The 14,864-nt window shown below is 61.9% G+C and carries 11 protein-coding genes and 1 pseudogene; 6 read left to right on the forward strand and 6 right to left on the reverse strand.

Annotated elements, in window-relative coordinates; translation table 11 throughout:
* The coding region (locus ACTHL0_RS02175) for a HipA domain-containing protein (RefSeq protein WP_440564944.1) at positions 1-444 on the forward strand (444 nt) is incomplete at its 5' end.
* A 71-nt stretch (positions 445-515) separates the two neighbouring features.
* Here ACTHL0_RS02175 and ACTHL0_RS02180 read toward each other — a convergent pair.
* From ACTHL0_RS02180 to dnaA, 5 genes are all read right to left on the reverse strand, one after another.
* The gene (locus tag ACTHL0_RS02180; RefSeq protein ID WP_440564945.1) at positions 516-2,465 is read right to left on the reverse strand and encodes a YopJ family acetyltransferase; all 1,950 of its coding nucleotides are present in this window, start codon (positions 2,463-2,465) and stop codon (positions 516-518) included.
* An 85-nt stretch (positions 2,466-2,550) separates the two neighbouring features.
* Positions 2,551-2,964 (reverse strand): LmrA/YxaF family transcription factor, encoded by a 414-nt coding sequence (locus ACTHL0_RS02185; protein WP_440564946.1) that lies wholly within the window; start codon positions 2,962-2,964, stop codon positions 2,551-2,553.
* A 188-nt stretch (positions 2,965-3,152) separates the two neighbouring features.
* A complete protein-coding gene (gyrB, locus tag ACTHL0_RS02190) occupies positions 3,153-5,624 on the reverse strand; it encodes a DNA topoisomerase (ATP-hydrolyzing) subunit B (protein WP_440564947.1) in 2,472 nt (823 codons plus the stop codon).
* 194 nt (positions 5,625-5,818) lie between these two features.
* Positions 5,819-6,922: a DNA polymerase III subunit beta gene (gene dnaN, locus ACTHL0_RS02195; RefSeq protein ID WP_440564948.1), complete on the reverse strand. Its 1,104-nt coding sequence runs from the start codon at positions 6,920-6,922 to the stop codon at positions 5,819-5,821.
* Between the two features lie 251 nt (positions 6,923-7,173).
* Entirely contained in the window at positions 7,174-8,772 is a 1,599-nt protein-coding gene (gene dnaA, locus ACTHL0_RS02200) for a chromosomal replication initiator protein DnaA (protein ID WP_440564949.1), read from the reverse strand.
* 438 nt (positions 8,773-9,210) lie between these two features.
* Here dnaA and rpmH point away from each other — a divergent pair, with 438 nt between their 5' ends.
* The 4 genes and pseudogenes from rpmH to yidC all read left to right on the forward strand — a co-directional run bounded on the left by rpmH (position 9,211) and on the right by yidC (position 11,902).
* Entirely contained in the window at positions 9,211-9,345 is a 135-nt protein-coding gene (gene rpmH, locus ACTHL0_RS02205) for a 50S ribosomal protein L34 (RefSeq protein ID WP_004198824.1), read from the forward strand.
* 90 nt (positions 9,346-9,435) lie between these two features.
* The gene (gene rnpA, locus ACTHL0_RS02210) at positions 9,436-9,885 is read left to right on the forward strand and encodes a ribonuclease P protein component (protein WP_440564950.1); all 450 of its coding nucleotides are present in this window, start codon (positions 9,436-9,438) and stop codon (positions 9,883-9,885) included.
* A gap of 94 nt (positions 9,886-9,979) precedes the next feature.
* A pseudogene (gene yidD, locus ACTHL0_RS02215) lies at positions 9,980-10,171 on the forward strand (membrane protein insertion efficiency factor YidD); the annotation flags it as partial.
* 69 nt (positions 10,172-10,240) lie between these two features.
* Positions 10,241-11,902, forward strand: coding sequence for a membrane protein insertase YidC (gene yidC / locus ACTHL0_RS02220; RefSeq protein ID WP_440564953.1), 1,662 nt, complete (start codon positions 10,241-10,243; stop codon positions 11,900-11,902).
* 330 nt (positions 11,903-12,232) lie between these two features.
* On the opposite strand, the gene ACTHL0_RS02225 is transcribed toward yidC, so the two are convergent.
* The gene (locus ACTHL0_RS02225; RefSeq protein ID WP_440564951.1) at positions 12,233-12,655 is read right to left on the reverse strand and encodes a transcriptional regulator; all 423 of its coding nucleotides are present in this window, start codon (positions 12,653-12,655) and stop codon (positions 12,233-12,235) included.
* Positions 12,656-13,149: 494 nt separating this feature from the next.
* Here ACTHL0_RS02225 and mnmE point away from each other — a divergent pair, with 494 nt between their 5' ends.
* On the forward strand, positions 13,150-14,553 hold the full coding sequence (mnmE, locus tag ACTHL0_RS02230) for a tRNA uridine-5-carboxymethylaminomethyl(34) synthesis GTPase MnmE (RefSeq protein ID WP_440564952.1): 1,404 nt from the start codon (positions 13,150-13,152) through the stop codon (positions 14,551-14,553).
* Positions 14,554-14,864: the final 311 nt, after the last annotated feature.

Consider the following 14,864-nt stretch of genomic DNA (forward strand, 5'->3'; position numbering starts at 1 on the left):
TGGGTGGTATTCAATTTGATCGTCGGCAACATGGATAGCCACGCTAAGAATCTATCCATGCTCTACGATCCGACCGACGACAATCGGACGAGGCTCGCGCCTTTCTATGATCTGTTGTCGACCTCCATCTACCCACAGCTCAGCGCCCGATTCGCATTCAAGATCGGTGGCGAGAACCGTCCCGAATGGATCATGGCGCGCCACTGGGAAAGATTCGCGAAAGAGACGGGCCTGTCCATGCGCTATGTGCGCGACGTCGTTTCGTCGGTCACGAAGGCCGTTCAGGCTGCATTACCTTCTGTTCACGAGCAGATGCTTGCTGATATTGCCAGCGAGAGCATTGCGAAGGTTCTGCGCATGATCCGCGACAACGTCGAGGCGCAGTGCCGCATGCTGCTCACGCGCATTGGGTCGTCGAGTTCGTCGACCAAGGCGGCACAGTAGCGGGAAGCCAGGCGGGCGTATCCCACAACGAGTCCCGCCTCTTCCACGGCCGCTCAGGCCAACGCCCCCTTTCAATGCGTCTGCGGCGGTAGGCCGAGCGCGCGCTCGATGTGAGGAATCGCGCGTTCGTACAGCGCGATCTGCTCCTCCTTGAGATAGGCATCGAGCGCGGGCACGCCGGCTTCCGCCGTGACATCATCGTCGTCGATCGCAAGCAGGTCCGGCCGGGCGAAGTGGCCTGCGGCCACGTTCTCCGGCCTGCTGCTCGCCTGGGCCAGTGCTTCACGGTGTGCGTCGGCGATGTCCGCGACGCGCGGCATACCCTGGGCCACCAGCAGCGCAAACAGCGCTGTAGTCGGGACGGTCTGCTGTTCGGAAATGTCCAGGCGAGTGAGCCACACCTTGCCCGTACGCTCGTCGCCGGCCGCGCGTAGATTCGCGTCGAGCTGCTTGCCGATCGTGCGAGCAAGGTTGGCCCAGTCCTGCCGCGAGAGCGTCGAGCCGGCGCCGTCGGCTACCGCCAACGATAAGTGAGTCGGGTGCCCGGCATCGTGCCTTGCCGCTACCGCAACATGATGTCCGTCGAGATCGAGCGTCGCATGCCAGTCGGCACCGCTCTTGACGCCTTCGGTCAAAACGGGCTTTAGGCTACCGATCGCATCTATGTCGTGGTCCGCCAGCTTGGCGGTATCGATTCGATGGGCGGACAGCCGCAACTGCGGATCCTGCATATTCGCCGCGGCGGTCAGCAGGTCCATGAACTCGGCATCGCGCGGGGGCGGCGGCGCAGTCCCACTTGTGCGCGCATGGCGCAACGCGTGCAGATAGTCGGCCATGCCGTCCAACCGGACCGATGCGTCCAGATGCGCAATGGCGCGCTCGTATAGCTTCAGCCGCTCGTCCTCATAAGAGCTGCTATAGGCATGCCGTATGCCGAAGGACGCCGGCATATGCACGCGCAGCCGTGCTTTCTGGTATTCGGCCAACGTCTGCTCGCTGCGCTTCCCGACCGGCTGTGTGGCTAGATCGGGGCGGGCCTTCAATAGCTTCTCCATGCGGGGCGGGTGCGTCATGTGCTTGAAGAACCGCGCGCCGAGCAGGCGGTTGTCGTCGATCGTTTGCGTCCCGAAAGGCGCCTCATTCTCCGCGGCGCTTTTCAGTGCGCTTTTGTGCAGCCGGCGGATATCCGCATCGCGGGGCATCGCTTTGACGGCGGACAGCGCAAAGATCACGCTACCGTCGGTGATCGTCTGCGCGGCGGTGTGCAAGGAATTCACCCTGATTCTGACTGTACTGTCGTCGCCGGTTCGAGCGAGCGCTTGGTTCAGGCGGACGGTGACGAGGGCAGCGATGTGGTGCCAATCGGGCGATGACGGACGCCTGGGCTCGCTGTCGACTACCACCAGCGAAATATGCCGGGGCTGCTTCGGATCGTGCCGAGCCGATAGCGCGACCTCGCGTCCGCCGACGCAGACGATCGCATGCCAACTGGCGCCGTCGCGCATGCTTGCCTCGAGACGGCTTGCCAGGCTGGCCACCGCTTCCGGATTGTTCGCTTCCAGCGCTGCGTCGTCGATGGTGTGGCTGCCGAGAGCGAGGTTGGGGTGGCGGGCGTTCTCCATCGCCACGAGCAAATCTAGGAACTGCGTATCGCGCGGATGCTCCATTTCATCGCCGTGCGCATAGGCGTGCTTGAGATCCGCCAGGTACTGCCGCATGTCGGCCAGGCGCGTTGCGATGCCCGGTTGCCGCGCCGCCGCGAGCACCGGATGCGGCACGTTGGCAGGCGCGTTCGGTAACGTCGCCGAGCGGCCCTGCCCGCTGCCGGAAGATCGCCGGACAGGCAGACGCTCGAGATTGCTATCCACCGAGCGAGACTGGCCGGCGCGGGGCGGGACTGGCGTCGCTGTATGATCGGCGGCGGGATTGTCCGGGCCGGTTGGGGTATTGACCGGTTGCTGCGGTGGCAAAGCGCGCGTGTTCAGCACAATCGGCTCCGTGGGCGGGAGAAGAAGCGCCATTGCAACACGCTGGAATTGCGCGTGCGGGCCTTGAGGCGAAAATACGGGGCTGAATTCGTAATTGGGCAAGATCTTCGCTCCCTCCCTACGACCGTTGCCCCCCCGCATTGTCAGTAATCCAGGCTCGAGTCTCATCGAGAAGATCCGCGGAAAACGCCTTATCGTCAGTTAGCCGCGCAAGGATCATCGCACCCACCATCGCCGCCATGCCGCCGATAGCGGCACGGCGGGCTCGCTCGTCGTCCATTCCGGCCGTGCTCATGCTCTCGGCAAACTGTTCGATGCGCGCCTGGATGCCTTTGGCCAGCGCTACGCGCGCTTCGGTTGATTGGCGTGCGGTTTCGCACCCGAGTGCCGCAATCGGGCAACCCTTCGAAGGATTGTCACGATGCCTGGACGTCAGGTATCGCGCCGCATAAGCGGCCATGTCGCTCTTCGACGCTTCGACTTGCGCCATCACATGCGCCAACGCCTGCGCCATGAGATCGTGAACTTCCACTATCTGCGCCTGAGCGAGAGCGTTACCGCCGGCGCGCCTCAAGTGGAAGCGATGCTCGACATCCACGCCCGCGGCGGATGCGCATTGAGGTCGCCCATGAAAAAGCTGTTTACCAATAGAAAAGACCCATAAATTTCTCAACTTATGGGTCCGTTTTTCTCAGGTTATGAGGCTATCTACAAAGCCCCTCAAACATCAATATTCCCCGCCTGCCTTGCATTGCTTTCAATAAACGCTCTCCGAGGCTCAACCTCATCCCCCATGAGCGTCGTAAAGATCCCATCGGCCGCAATCGCATCCTCAATCTGCACACGCAGCAGCCGCCGCACGTTTGGATCCATCGTCGTTTCCCACAGCTGCTCGGGGTTCATTTCCCCCAAGCCCTTATACCGCTGCTTCGACACGTTCCGCTCAGCATCCGCGATCAACCACCGCATCGCATTCTTGAAGTCCGACACAGCCATGCTGCGCTCGCCGCGCTTGATCAACGCGCCTGCGCCGATCAAACCCTTGAACGTATTCGCCGTCTTCACAAGCTGCTGATAATCGGCGGTCAGCAAGAAATCAGCGTCAATCACCGACTTTTTCACGTTCCCATGATGCCAACGCTCGATGCAGATGGAGCGCAACTCACGCACCGCGTCATACATCGTATGCACCGTGACGTCCGGCTTCAACGGGTTGTTCTGCAAAGCCGCTTCCAACGCCTTCGCCGATACTTCCGCAGCCGCCTCGCTCGACAAATCGATTGCCACGCCGTCCATCACCGCTTCGAGCGCGTGCGCGTCATACAGCCGGCTCAACCGCTCAACCACGCCCTGCGCCAGCAAATACGACCGAGCCAACTCGCCCAACGCTTCCCCTGCAATCGGCGCAACCCCTTCCGACGGCACAAGCTCCGATCCCTGCAACGCCAGCCGCAGCATATGCGCATTCAACTCGGCGCCATCCTTCAGATACCGCTCGTCCTTCCCGGCCTTGACCTTATAAAGCGGCGGCTGCGCGATATAGATATACCCGCGCTCGATCATCTCCGGCATTTGCCGATAGAAGAACGTCAGAAGCAGCGTACGAATGTGCGCGCCGTCCACGTCCGCGTCGGTCATGATGATGATGCGGTGATAACGGAGCTTATCGAGGTTGTAATCCTCTTTGCCGATCCCGCAACCCAACGCCGTGATCAACGTGACGATCTGCTCGGAAGACAACAGCTTGTCGTAGCGCGCCTTCTCGACGTTCAGCACTTTCCCGCGCAGCGGCAAGATCGCCTGGAACTTACGGTCACGCCCTTGCTTCGCCGATCCACCTGCCGAGTCGCCCTCGACGATGTAAATCTCGGACTTCGCCGGATCCTTCTCCTGGCAATCCGCCAGCTTGCCCGGCAAGCCGACGCCATCGAGCACGCCCTTGCGCCGCGTCATCTCGCGCGCCTTGCGCGCCGCGTCGCGCGCACGCGCCGCATCGACGATCTTCCCGCAAATGATCTTCGCGTCGTTCGGCGTTTCGAGCAGGAATTCCTCGAGCGCCTTCGCCACAACTTCTTCCACCGGCGCACGCACTTCCGACGAGACAAGCTTGTCCTTCGTCTGCGAGCTGAACTTCGGCTCAGGCACCTTCACCGACAGCACGCAAGACAAGCCTTCGCGCATGTCGTCGCCCGACGTTTCGACCTTCGCCTTCTTCGCGATCTCGTGATCGCCGATGTACTTGTTGATCACGCGCGTCATCGCCGCACGCAAACCCGTCAAGTGCGTACCGCCGTCGCGCTGCGGAATGTTGTTCGTGAAGCACAGCACGCTTTCGTTGTAGCTGTCGTTCCACTGCATCGCCACTTCCACGCCCACGCCGTCTTTCTCGCCGTTGATATGAAAGATCGTGGGGTGCAGCACCTGCTTCGTCTTGTTGATGAATTCGACGAAGCCCTTCACACCGCCCCCTAGCGCGAAATCGTCTTCCTTGCCGCTACGCTGGTCAGTCAAGCGAATCCGGACGCCGTTGTTCAGGAACGAAAGCTCGCGGATACGCTTCGCGAGAATGTCGTAGTGATATTCGACCGAACCGAAGATCGTCTCATCGGCCATGAAGTGCACTTCGGTGCCGCGATTCTCGGTCTCGCCCATGAACTGCATCGGCGAAACGCGATCGCCATCCATTTCCTCGATGACGCGGTTCTGCGGCACGCCACGATGAAATTCCATGAAGTGTTTCTTGCCGTCGCGGCGAACCGTCAAGCGCAGCCAGCTCGAAAGCGCGTTCACGCACGAGACGCCCACGCCGTGCAAGCCGCCGGACACCTTGTAGCTGTTCTGGTCGAACTTGCCGCCCGCGTGCAGCTCCGTCATCACGATCTCGGCGGCACTGCGCTTCGGATCATGCTTGTCGTCACGCTTGATGCCAGTGGGAATGCCGCGGCCGTTATCGGTGACCGAAATCGAGTTATCCGCGTGGATAATCACTTGGATGTCGTTGCAGTAGCCCGCCAGGGCCTCGTCGATCGAGTTGTCGAGGACTTCGAAAACGAGATGATGCAGGCCGGTGCCGTCCGACGTGTCGCCGATGTACATCCCGGGGCGCTTGCGTACCGCCTCCAGACCCTCGAGGATCTGGATCGACGAGGCGCCGTAGCTGTTGTCGGGTTGCGTATTGTGCTGTTCACTCATGGATATGTTCCGGTTCTGCATTCACTGCGGTTGTGCCGCGCGATACGTCCAACGCCCAAGAAAAACCAGGCAGCGGCGCTGGTTTTTCCGCACCCGGCAAGCGGGGCCGGCAGCGGGCAGTGCATTTCGCACGCCCTTCAAGAAACGCCAAAGGGGCGCTGCGCCCCTTGGTTCGTCCTTGGTATCGTTCAGCCTTAGATACGCATCGGCATGACGACGTACTTGAATTCCTCGTTCTCGGGAATCGTGATCAACGCGCTCGAGCTGGCGTCGCCAACGCTCACCTGCAGCATGTCCACCTTCAGATTCGCGAGCACGTCGAGCAGATACGTGACGTTGAAGCCCATGTCGATCGTGTCGCCCTGATAGGCGATTTCGAGTTCTTCCTGCGCCTCTTCCTGATCGGCGTTCGTCGACATGATCTTGAGCTGGCCCGGCTCGATCACGCAGCGCACGCCCTTGAACTTGTCCGATGTCAGAATGGCCGCGCGTTGCAGCGAACGCTGCAATTCGTCGCGGCCGATCACGAACGTGTTCTTGTGCGCCTTCGGGATCACGCGTTGGAAATCCGGGAATTTGCCCTCGACGAGCTTCGAGACGAGTTCGACCTGGCCGAACGTGAACTTCACCTGCGTCGAGGCGATGTCAATCTTGAGCGTATCGTCGATGTCTTCGAGCAGACGTTGCAGCTCAAGAATCGTCTTGCGCGGAATGATCACTTCCTGGCGCGGGAAATCGCCGTCGATCTTCATCGACGAGAACGCGAGACGGTGGCCGTCCGTCGCCACGGCCATCAGCTGGCCGCCGTCCACCACAAGCAGCATCCCGTTCAGGTAGTAGCGGATATCCTGCTGCGCCATGGCGAAATAGACCATCCCGAGCAACTGGCGGAACGTCTTTTGCGGCACGGTCAAGCTCGCGCCGTAATCCTTCGCCTGCGCGACGGTGGGGAATTCGTCGGCCGCGAGCGTCTGCAGCGCGAAGCGGCTCTTGCCCGATTGGACGGTCAAGCGCTTGTCAGCCAACGAAAGGCTCACCTGGCCATCGGGCATCGCGCGCAAGATATCGAGCAGCTTGCGCGCCGCGACCGTCGTGGCCACCGATTCGCCGCCGACGCCGAAATCGGCACGGGTGGTAATTTGCAACTCGAGGTCAGTCGACAGAAACGACACATCCGGGCCGTTCTTGGTGATCAGCAAGTTGGCGAGGATCGGCAACGTATGGCGGCGTTCAACGATGCCGCTCACGGTTTGCAGCGGCCTTAGGAGGTTATCTCGTTCGGTCTTGACCAGTTGCATAGGGTTCCTTCGTTGATATGACGGCAAACTCCGCCTCATCCGGCAGTTTATTCTACGAAAGCGCCGATACCCCGCATTTCCTGCGCGCCTTCGCCACTCTGCCCGCGCTTTGTTCCCGCGCTTTCATCCCCGCTTCGCTCGCGCCGCGAAGCACAGGGGGCTAAACCTATATTGTGCCTGAAAAATGCTCCGCTCCCGCCAAAAGCGGGGGGCGTGCAGGCGCGCCTCGGCAAACCGCGGCCCACGCCGCTTTACCCTTTCAGCGTCTGCTCGAGTACGTGCAACTCATGGTTCAGCTGCGCATCCTTGCCGCGCTCGTCGGCAATCTTGCGCACAGCATGCAGGACCGTGGTGTGATCGCGTCCGCCGAACAACTCGCCAATCTCGGGCAGGCTCTTTTGCGTCAGTTCCTTCGCGAGATACATGGCGATCTGGCGCGGCCGCGCGATGTTGGCCGGGCGCTTTTTCGAGTACATGTCGGCGACTTTGATGTTGTAAAAATCGGCGACTGTTTTTTGGATGTTTTCGACGGAGATCTGGCGGTTTTGCACCGTCAGCAGATCCTTGAGCGCTTCCTTCGTCAGTTCGATCGAGATCTCACGCCCGTGGAACTTCGAGTACGCGAGAATCTTGCGCAGCGCGCCTTCGAGCTCGCGCACGTTCGAGCGCAGATGCTTGGCGACGAAAAACGCGACGTCCTCCGACAGGCTCACGCCTTCGGATTGCGCCTTGCGCATCAAGATCGCCACACGCATTTCGAGCTCGGGCGGCTCGATCGCCACCGTCAAACCCGAATCGAAGCGCGAGATCAGACGATCGTCGATGCCCGAAATCTCTTTCGGATACGTATCGCTCGTGATGATGACCTGCGCCTTGTTCGCGACGAGCGCTTCGAACGCGTAGAAGAACTCTTCCTGCGTGCGCGATTTGCCCGAGAAGAACTGAATATCGTCGATGAGCAGCAGATCGAGCGAGTGGTAGTAGCGCTTGAAATCGTCGAACGCCTTGCGCTGGTACGCCTTCACCACGTCGGACACGTATTGCTCGGCGTGGATGTAGCGAATGCGTGCGCCGGCCTTGTCTTGCAGCAATTGATTGCCGATCGCGTGAATCAAGTGCGTCTTGCCGAGGCCGACGCCGCCGTACAGAAACAGCGGGTTGTACGAGATGCCCGGGTTGTCGGCCACCTGGATCGCCGCGGCGCGGGCCAGCTGGTTGGCTTTACCGGTGACGAAATTGTCGAATGTCAGGACGGGATTGAGCTTCGAGCGCTCATACATCGATTCCGTCTCGGCACTGCCCGGCGCGCTGCCGGCGCCCGGACGCCACGTGCGGCGCGCTGCCGCAGCTTCGTGCGCATCGACGCTCGGCAAATCGAGATCGGCCGCGTCATCCAGCGTGCCGTTCGCGCCCTGCGCGCCGCCGAACCCGTTGGCCTGCGCCGCTCTCTGTGCGGGCGCGGGCGCGACCGCCCCGGCGCTCGGTGCGCCACTGCCGGCGCCGCCTTCGAGCGGCATCCCGGCCGCGCTCATCGCGGCGGCCGCCGACGCCGGCACGCGCGGCAGCGGCACGGAAGGTGCGCCGACGCTCGGGCGCATGCCCGCCTTCGGATCGAGGACGAATTGCACTTCAACGGGTGCCTGCCAAAAATCGCGGGCGAGATCGGAGATACGACCCGAAAACTGGCTCTTGACCCAGTCGAGCTTGAAGCGGTTCGGCGCGGCGATGGACAGCGTGTTCGCGGCTGCGTCGAAGGCGACCGGGGCCAACGGTTTGATCCACGTTACGTACTGCTGTGGCGTCAACTCGCGCTCCAGCAGTGCGGAACAGTGTTGCCAGAATTCGTTCATCAAGGCGATATCTTTTTAAGGCACAAACGCTCGCCGCCGCTCTCGCCGGTCATAGCACGGCGGACGGACCCGATGCGGCAAAGCGAGCGAGCCCCGCGGCCCGTCGCCACAAGGTTTTGCGGCGAATCGGCCAGTGCGGAGCGGCGTGCCGGATTCTTGAAGTAAGGCGAGATTCTACCGCCAAACGCCCGGACCCAGGAAGTTATCCACAGGGCCGGATCGTGCATCGCGTGCGCGCTCCGGCATCGGCGCGCGCGGCCGGCGCCAGCGGCCGATACACGTAAGGTATTGACGACCAAGAGAAAAGCGGTTTAAATAGCGGGTTCCCGCGAAAGCGAACACCCTTTTTTCGACCCCGGCCCATTGCCTAGCGTTTAATGTTGTCTAAAGCGCGCCTAGTGCCGATGCGTACGCGGTCCATTCTCAAGTGAGATCGACATGAAACGTACTTACCAACCGTCCGTTACGCGCCGCAAGCGCACCCATGGCTTTCGCGTGCGCATGAAGACCGCCGGCGGCCGCAAAGTGATCAACGCTCGCCGCGCCAAGGGCCGCAAGCGTCTGGCCATCTAAGTCGAAGGCAACGCGCGCCGTAGCCGTCGCCCGCGTCCTTTCGCGGGTGCTGCCGGCACCGGCAGCACTTCTTGATCGGGCCCGGTTCCGTTGCGAGCGTCAGCAGCCTTCCCCAAAGCCGCGAGGCTTCTGAAAACGGATGAATTCTCATCCGTTTTTCGTTTGCGCCCGTGGCGCCGTTCGACGCATTTCGTCGTCTACGCCCGGCCCACTGGCCAGGCGGCTCGTCTGGGGCTCGTCGTCGGCAAAAAGTTTGCGCCGCGCGCCGCAACGCGTAATCTCGTGAAACGGATCGCGCGTGAAAGCTTTCGTCTGCGCCGCGCCGAGTTCGACGGCTGGGACGTGCTGTTGCGTCTGTCCACGCGGGTGGACAAAAAAGCACTGCCGAGCGCGGTTTCACCGCCTTTGAAAGCGCTGTGCCGAACGGAAATCGAGATGCTGCTGGGCAAGGTCGCGCGCGAGATCGCGCGGCGCCAGGCATCGCCGCCGCCGGTGCCGTCGTCATCGCCGTCGCCGTCCGAACCGCCGGCGCAAGATTGAATCGCGTTGTTGACGTGCGCACGCGTGCCCCGATGCCGTCTCGCATCCGTTTCACGCGCCGCGCCGCTCGGTGGGAGTCCGGCTCCCGAATGCTATGCAAACGGTACTGATCGCGTTGCTGCGTTTCTACAAGGTTGCCGTCAGCCCTCTGCTCGGCAGCCGGTGCCGTTTTTATCCCTCCTGTTCTGATTACGCACGCGAAGCAATCCAGTATCATGGCGCCGCGCGCGGGAGTTACCTCGCGGTGAAGCGCTTATGCCGCTGCCATCCGTTTTCCGAGGGCGGGATCGATCTCGTTCCGCCCCCACCCCCGAAAAAGCGCAGTAATGCCGCTCCATCGACTAGGAGACCACCCATGGATATAAAACGCACCATACTATGGGCGATATTCTTAGTGTCAGCCGTCATGCTGTTCGACAACTGGCAACGCGATCACGGACGCCCGTCGATGTTCTTCCCGAACCCGACGCACACGCAGACGAGCACCGGCCCCGCATCGGCTACGCCCGGCTCTGAAGCGGCGGCGACGTCGAGCCCGAACTCGGTCGCGCCCGTCGCCAATACGGCGAACGGCCAGCCGCAAGCGGCCGCGCAGCTGATTCACTTCAGCACCGATGTCTATTCCGGCGAGATCGATACGCGTGGCGGTACGCTCGAGAAGCTCGTGCTGACGAAGAACGCCGACCCGAAGGGCGCGCCGCTGAACGTTACGTTATTCGACCATACGGCCAACCATACGTATCTGGCGCGCACGGGCCTGATCGGCGGCGACTATCCGAACCACAACGACATCTTCACGCCGGTCCCGGGCCCGCTCGCACTCGGCCCTGATCAAAAGACGCTGACGGTATCGCTCGAATCGCCGGTCAAAGGCGGCCTGAAGGTCGTCAAGACGTACACGTTCTCGCGCGACAGTTACGTGATCGGCGTCGACACGAAGATCCAAAACGTGGGGACGGTGCCGGTCAAGCCGAGCCTGTACATGGAAATCGTGCGCGACAGCCAGCCGGTCGAGACGCCGCGCTTCTCGCATACGTTCCTCGGCCCGGCGCTTTACACGAACGAGCACCACTTCCAGAAGATCACGTTCAGCGACATCGACAAGAACAAGGTCGACGCCGCCACCACGGCCGATAACGGCTGGATCGGCATGGTGCAGCACTACTTCGCGACGGCCTGGATTCCGCAGCAAGGTGCGCCGCGCAACATCTATGTCGAGAAGATCGACCCGACGCTGTATCGCATCGGCGTGCAGCAGCCGCTGGCGGCGATCGCGCCGGGCCAGTCGACCGACGTGTCGGCCCGCCTGTTCGCCGGCCCCGAGGAAGAGCGTGTGCTCGAAGGCATCGCGCCGGGGCTGGAACTCGTGAAGGACTACGGCTATGTGACGATTATCGCCAAGCCGCTGTTCTGGCTGCTGGAGAAGATCCACGGCGTGGTGGGCAACTGGGGTTGGGCGATCGTGTTGCTCACGGTGCTGATCAAGGCTGTGTTCTTCCCGTTGTCGGCGGCCAGCTACAAGTCGATGGCGCGCATGAAGGAAATCACGCCGCGCATGCAGGCGCTGCGCGAGCGGTTCAAGAGCGATCCGCAAAAGATGAACGCGGCGCTGATGGAGCTGTACAAGACCGAGAAGGTGAACCCGTTCGGCGGCTGCTTGCCGATCGTCATCCAGATTCCGGTGTTCATTTCGCTGTACTGGGTGCTGCTCTCGTCCGTCGAAATGCGTGGTGCACCGTGGATTCTCTGGATTCACGATTTGTCGCAGGCGGATCCGTTCTACATCCTGCCGGTGCTGATGGCCGTGTCGATGTTCCTGCAAACACGCTTGAACCCGACGCCGCCGGATCCGGTGCAAGCCAAGATGATGATGTTCATGCCGATCGCGTTTTCGGTCATGTTCTTCTTCTTCCCGGCCGGCCTCGTGCTGTACTACGTCGTGAACAACGTGCTGTCGATCGCGCAGCAGTACTACATCACGCGTGTCATAGGCGCAGCGAAAAAGAAGGTGGCCTGACGGCCAGGTGCCGGCGCGCAGCTCATGCCGCGCGCCGGCAAACAGCGATTGCCACGGAACTCGCTCTCAAGCAGCCGGCGCGCGAGCCTCGGCAGAAATAAAAAAAACCGTCCGCACCCAGCGTTTCACTTAACGTGCCCCGTGAGTCAAGGACTTTCGAGGCATGGGTTTGCCGAAGAATTTTCTGCTGTCGAGGCGGCTTCGCCGTCTCTCAACGCTCACCCTTGTATTGAGCAGGCCCGCCGCGCCGCAATCGGGAATACGATTCCCGCCTTATCTCGATAGCTACATTAAGCATTCGAGGGCAGCCCAAGGCGCAAGCCCCCGCTGTCAGCGCTCTCCGCCGTCACCATAAAACTGCTCCACCAACTCCTGCACCAGATAGCGATGGTGGGCCGAAAGCGATTCGATCTTCGATGCCAGCTCGATCGTTTCCGGCGTGAGCGGGTATTTGTCGTCGCGAGGAAGCGGCTTCGGGGTTGTGCGTGCCGCCGCGTTCGGTGCGGGGCCATAGTGAAGCCAGTGCATATCGACGCGCAGCCAGTTGGCGAGCGTCGCCAGTTTGTCGCGCGTCGGAATCGTGCGCCCGGTCAGCCACTTGTGGGCCGTCTGCGGGGATATGGACTGATCGCCGTGGTGGCGCAAGTTAAAGTGCAAAGCGAGCTGTGTCCCGCCCGTGACCTTTTCGGGACTACGCTGCAAAGCGAACTTGAGGCGTTCCGAGAACGCGGCTTTTTCGTCGACGGTTGGCATCGGCAAATTGTGCAATCCAGCCCCTATCGGGGAGACAACCGGCCGGGCCAGCTTTAGCCTGATCAGGCACTAAAACCGCTCACTGGGAGCAGACGACGAGCCGAATCCGAGAATGTGCGAATTGCCCGGAATCCGCATCTCGACAAGCTTTTTGGCATATAGCTCGCCGCACACACTTCTCTTCGTCCTAATTTTACGCTATCCCAATCGGGATAAATCTTAACTATGGTATCGGAGCGGCAACGTTCCGTTCGAGAACCCAGGAAGGCGTAGAGCGGCACGTTACAATGCCGGGCATCGGCCGATGCGCTGGGCCGCGCATTTTTTTGGCTTCGGCGACACGGCGCCTGCGTGGTCGCACCCTTGCGCCGTGGGTGCTGGCGTGCCGCGATGCCGTCAGGGGTCAGGCCGATAGCGCTCGCCGCCACCGATTCGAACGGCGCCGGGCGCACCCTGCGGCCATGCGCCCTTCATTTTCTTTTTCCCGTTCGACCATGCTGCCACTCGATTCCGATCCGATCGTTGCCATCGCCACCGCCCCCGGTCGGGGAGGCATCGGCGTCGTACGCGTTTCGTTCGGACGTGCGGGGGAAGCAGCCGCACTGGCGTTGATGGGGGCGCTTTGCGGCCAGACGCTGGCGCCGCGCCATGCGAGCTATGTGCCGTTCGTCGATGCCGGCGGCAACGTGCTCGATCGCGGTATCGCCCTCTACTTTCCGGCGCCGCATTCCTATACGGGCGAACACGTGCTCGAACTGCAAGGCCACGGTGGTCCGGTGGTCCTGCAACTGGTGTTGCAGCGGTGCCTCGACGCGGGCGCACCGTTCCGTCTTCGGCTGGCCGAGCCCGGGGAGTTCACGCGGCGTGCGTTTCTGAACGACAAACTCGACCTCGCGCAGGCCGAGGCCGTCGCCGATTTGATTGAAGCCAGCACGGAAGCGGCGGCACGATCGGCCGGGCGCTCGCTCGACGGCGCTTTTTCGCGCGATATTCATGCGCTTGTCGATGAAGTCATCGCCCTGCGCATGCTCGTTGAGGCAACGCTCGACTTTCCGGAGGAAGAGATCGACTTCCTTGAAGCGGCCGATGCTCGCGGCAAGCTTGCGCACATTTGCACGCGGCTCGATCACATTCTGGGCGAGGCACGGCAGGGCGCGCTGTTGCGCGAGGGGTTGTCGGTCGTGCTCGCGGGACAGCCGAACGTTGGCAAATCATCGCTGCTCAATGCCTTGGCCGGGGCCGAGCTGGCGATCGTGACGCCGATTGCCGGAACCACGCGCGACAAAGTCACGCAGACGATTCAGATCGAGGGCATTCCGCTGCATGTGATCGATACGGCTGGCTTGCGTGAAACGGAGGATGAAGTCGAGCGGATCGGTATCGCCCGCACGTGGAGCGAGATTGAACGGGCGGATGTTGTCTTGCATCTGCTCGATGCGCGCTTGGGGATGACTGCCGAGGATGTGATCATTGCCGAGCGGTTTCCGGCCGGCGTGCCTGTGGTGCGGGTGTTGAACAAGACGGATCTCACCGAGATCGGTTCTTTGGTCAACCGGCAGGTCGCGGCGAGTGGCGAGGCTGAGGTTTGCGAGCTTCGCTTGTCCGCGAAGAAGGCCGAGGGCATCGATTTGCTGCGTGCCGAACTGTTGCGTATCGCGGGATGGCAGGCGGGGACGGAAAGCGTGTATCTGGCGCGCGAGCGGCATTTGATCGCGCTGCGGGCGGCGCAAGATCACGTGGGACTCGCCACGGCGCATGCGCAGGAGCGCGCGCAATCGCTCGATCTGTTCGCCGAAGAATTGCGGCTGGCTCAGGAGGCGTTGAACTCCATCACCGGTGAGTTCACCTCCGATGATTTGCTGGGCGTGATTTTTAGCCGGTTTTGTATTGGGAAATAGCGCGTCGGTCTAGCCGCTTTAGGCGGCACCACGCGGGCATGGGCTCGCGTCATCATGGTGTCGCCAGGTGGGAATAATGAGAGAACGACAGCGGTTAAAGCGGGGAACGGGTGTCGTTGCGACTCCGTTCGCGCACCAGAGCTCGCCCGCGCTAGGCTCCGAGGCCAACGCATCATCGCTGGCAACGGCACGTCATCAAGGCCAGGACCAAGTTTAGGTAGAATCGGGCGTCTTACGAGTACCGGGTTTCCCGGCGGGTCAACTTTCTGGAGGGACGGTTATGCAGCTTACTGGCATCGGCCTTTACACCT

This window comes from Trinickia sp. (genome assembly GCF_051961175.1).
Classification (GTDB): Bacteria; Pseudomonadota; Gammaproteobacteria; order Burkholderiales; family Burkholderiaceae; genus Trinickia.

Excerpts from the sequence above, each read along its gene's own strand:
- dnaA (WP_440564949.1), bottom strand. The coding sequence starts at position 8,772 with ATGAACGAATTCTGGCAACACTGTTCCGCACTGCTGGAGCGCGAGTTG.
- dnaN (WP_440564948.1), bottom strand. The coding sequence starts at position 6,922 with ATGCAACTGGTCAAGACCGAACGAGATAACCTCCTAAGGCCGCTGCAA.
- yidC (WP_440564953.1), top strand. The coding sequence starts at position 10,241 with ATGGATATAAAACGCACCATACTATGGGCGATATTCTTAGTGTCAGCC.
- ACTHL0_RS02180 (WP_440564945.1), bottom strand. The coding sequence starts at position 2,465 with ATGGCGCTTCTTCTCCCGCCCACGGAGCCGATTGTGCTGAACACGCGC.
- ACTHL0_RS02225 (WP_440564951.1), bottom strand. The coding sequence starts at position 12,655 with ATGCCAACCGTCGACGAAAAAGCCGCGTTCTCGGAACGCCTCAAGTTC.
- mnmE (WP_440564952.1), top strand. The coding sequence starts at position 13,150 with ATGCTGCCACTCGATTCCGATCCGATCGTTGCCATCGCCACCGCCCCC.
- gyrB (WP_440564947.1), bottom strand. The coding sequence starts at position 5,624 with ATGAGTGAACAGCACAATACGCAACCCGACAACAGCTACGGCGCCTCG.
- rpmH (WP_004198824.1), top strand. The coding sequence starts at position 9,211 with ATGAAACGTACTTACCAACCGTCCGTTACGCGCCGCAAGCGCACCCAT.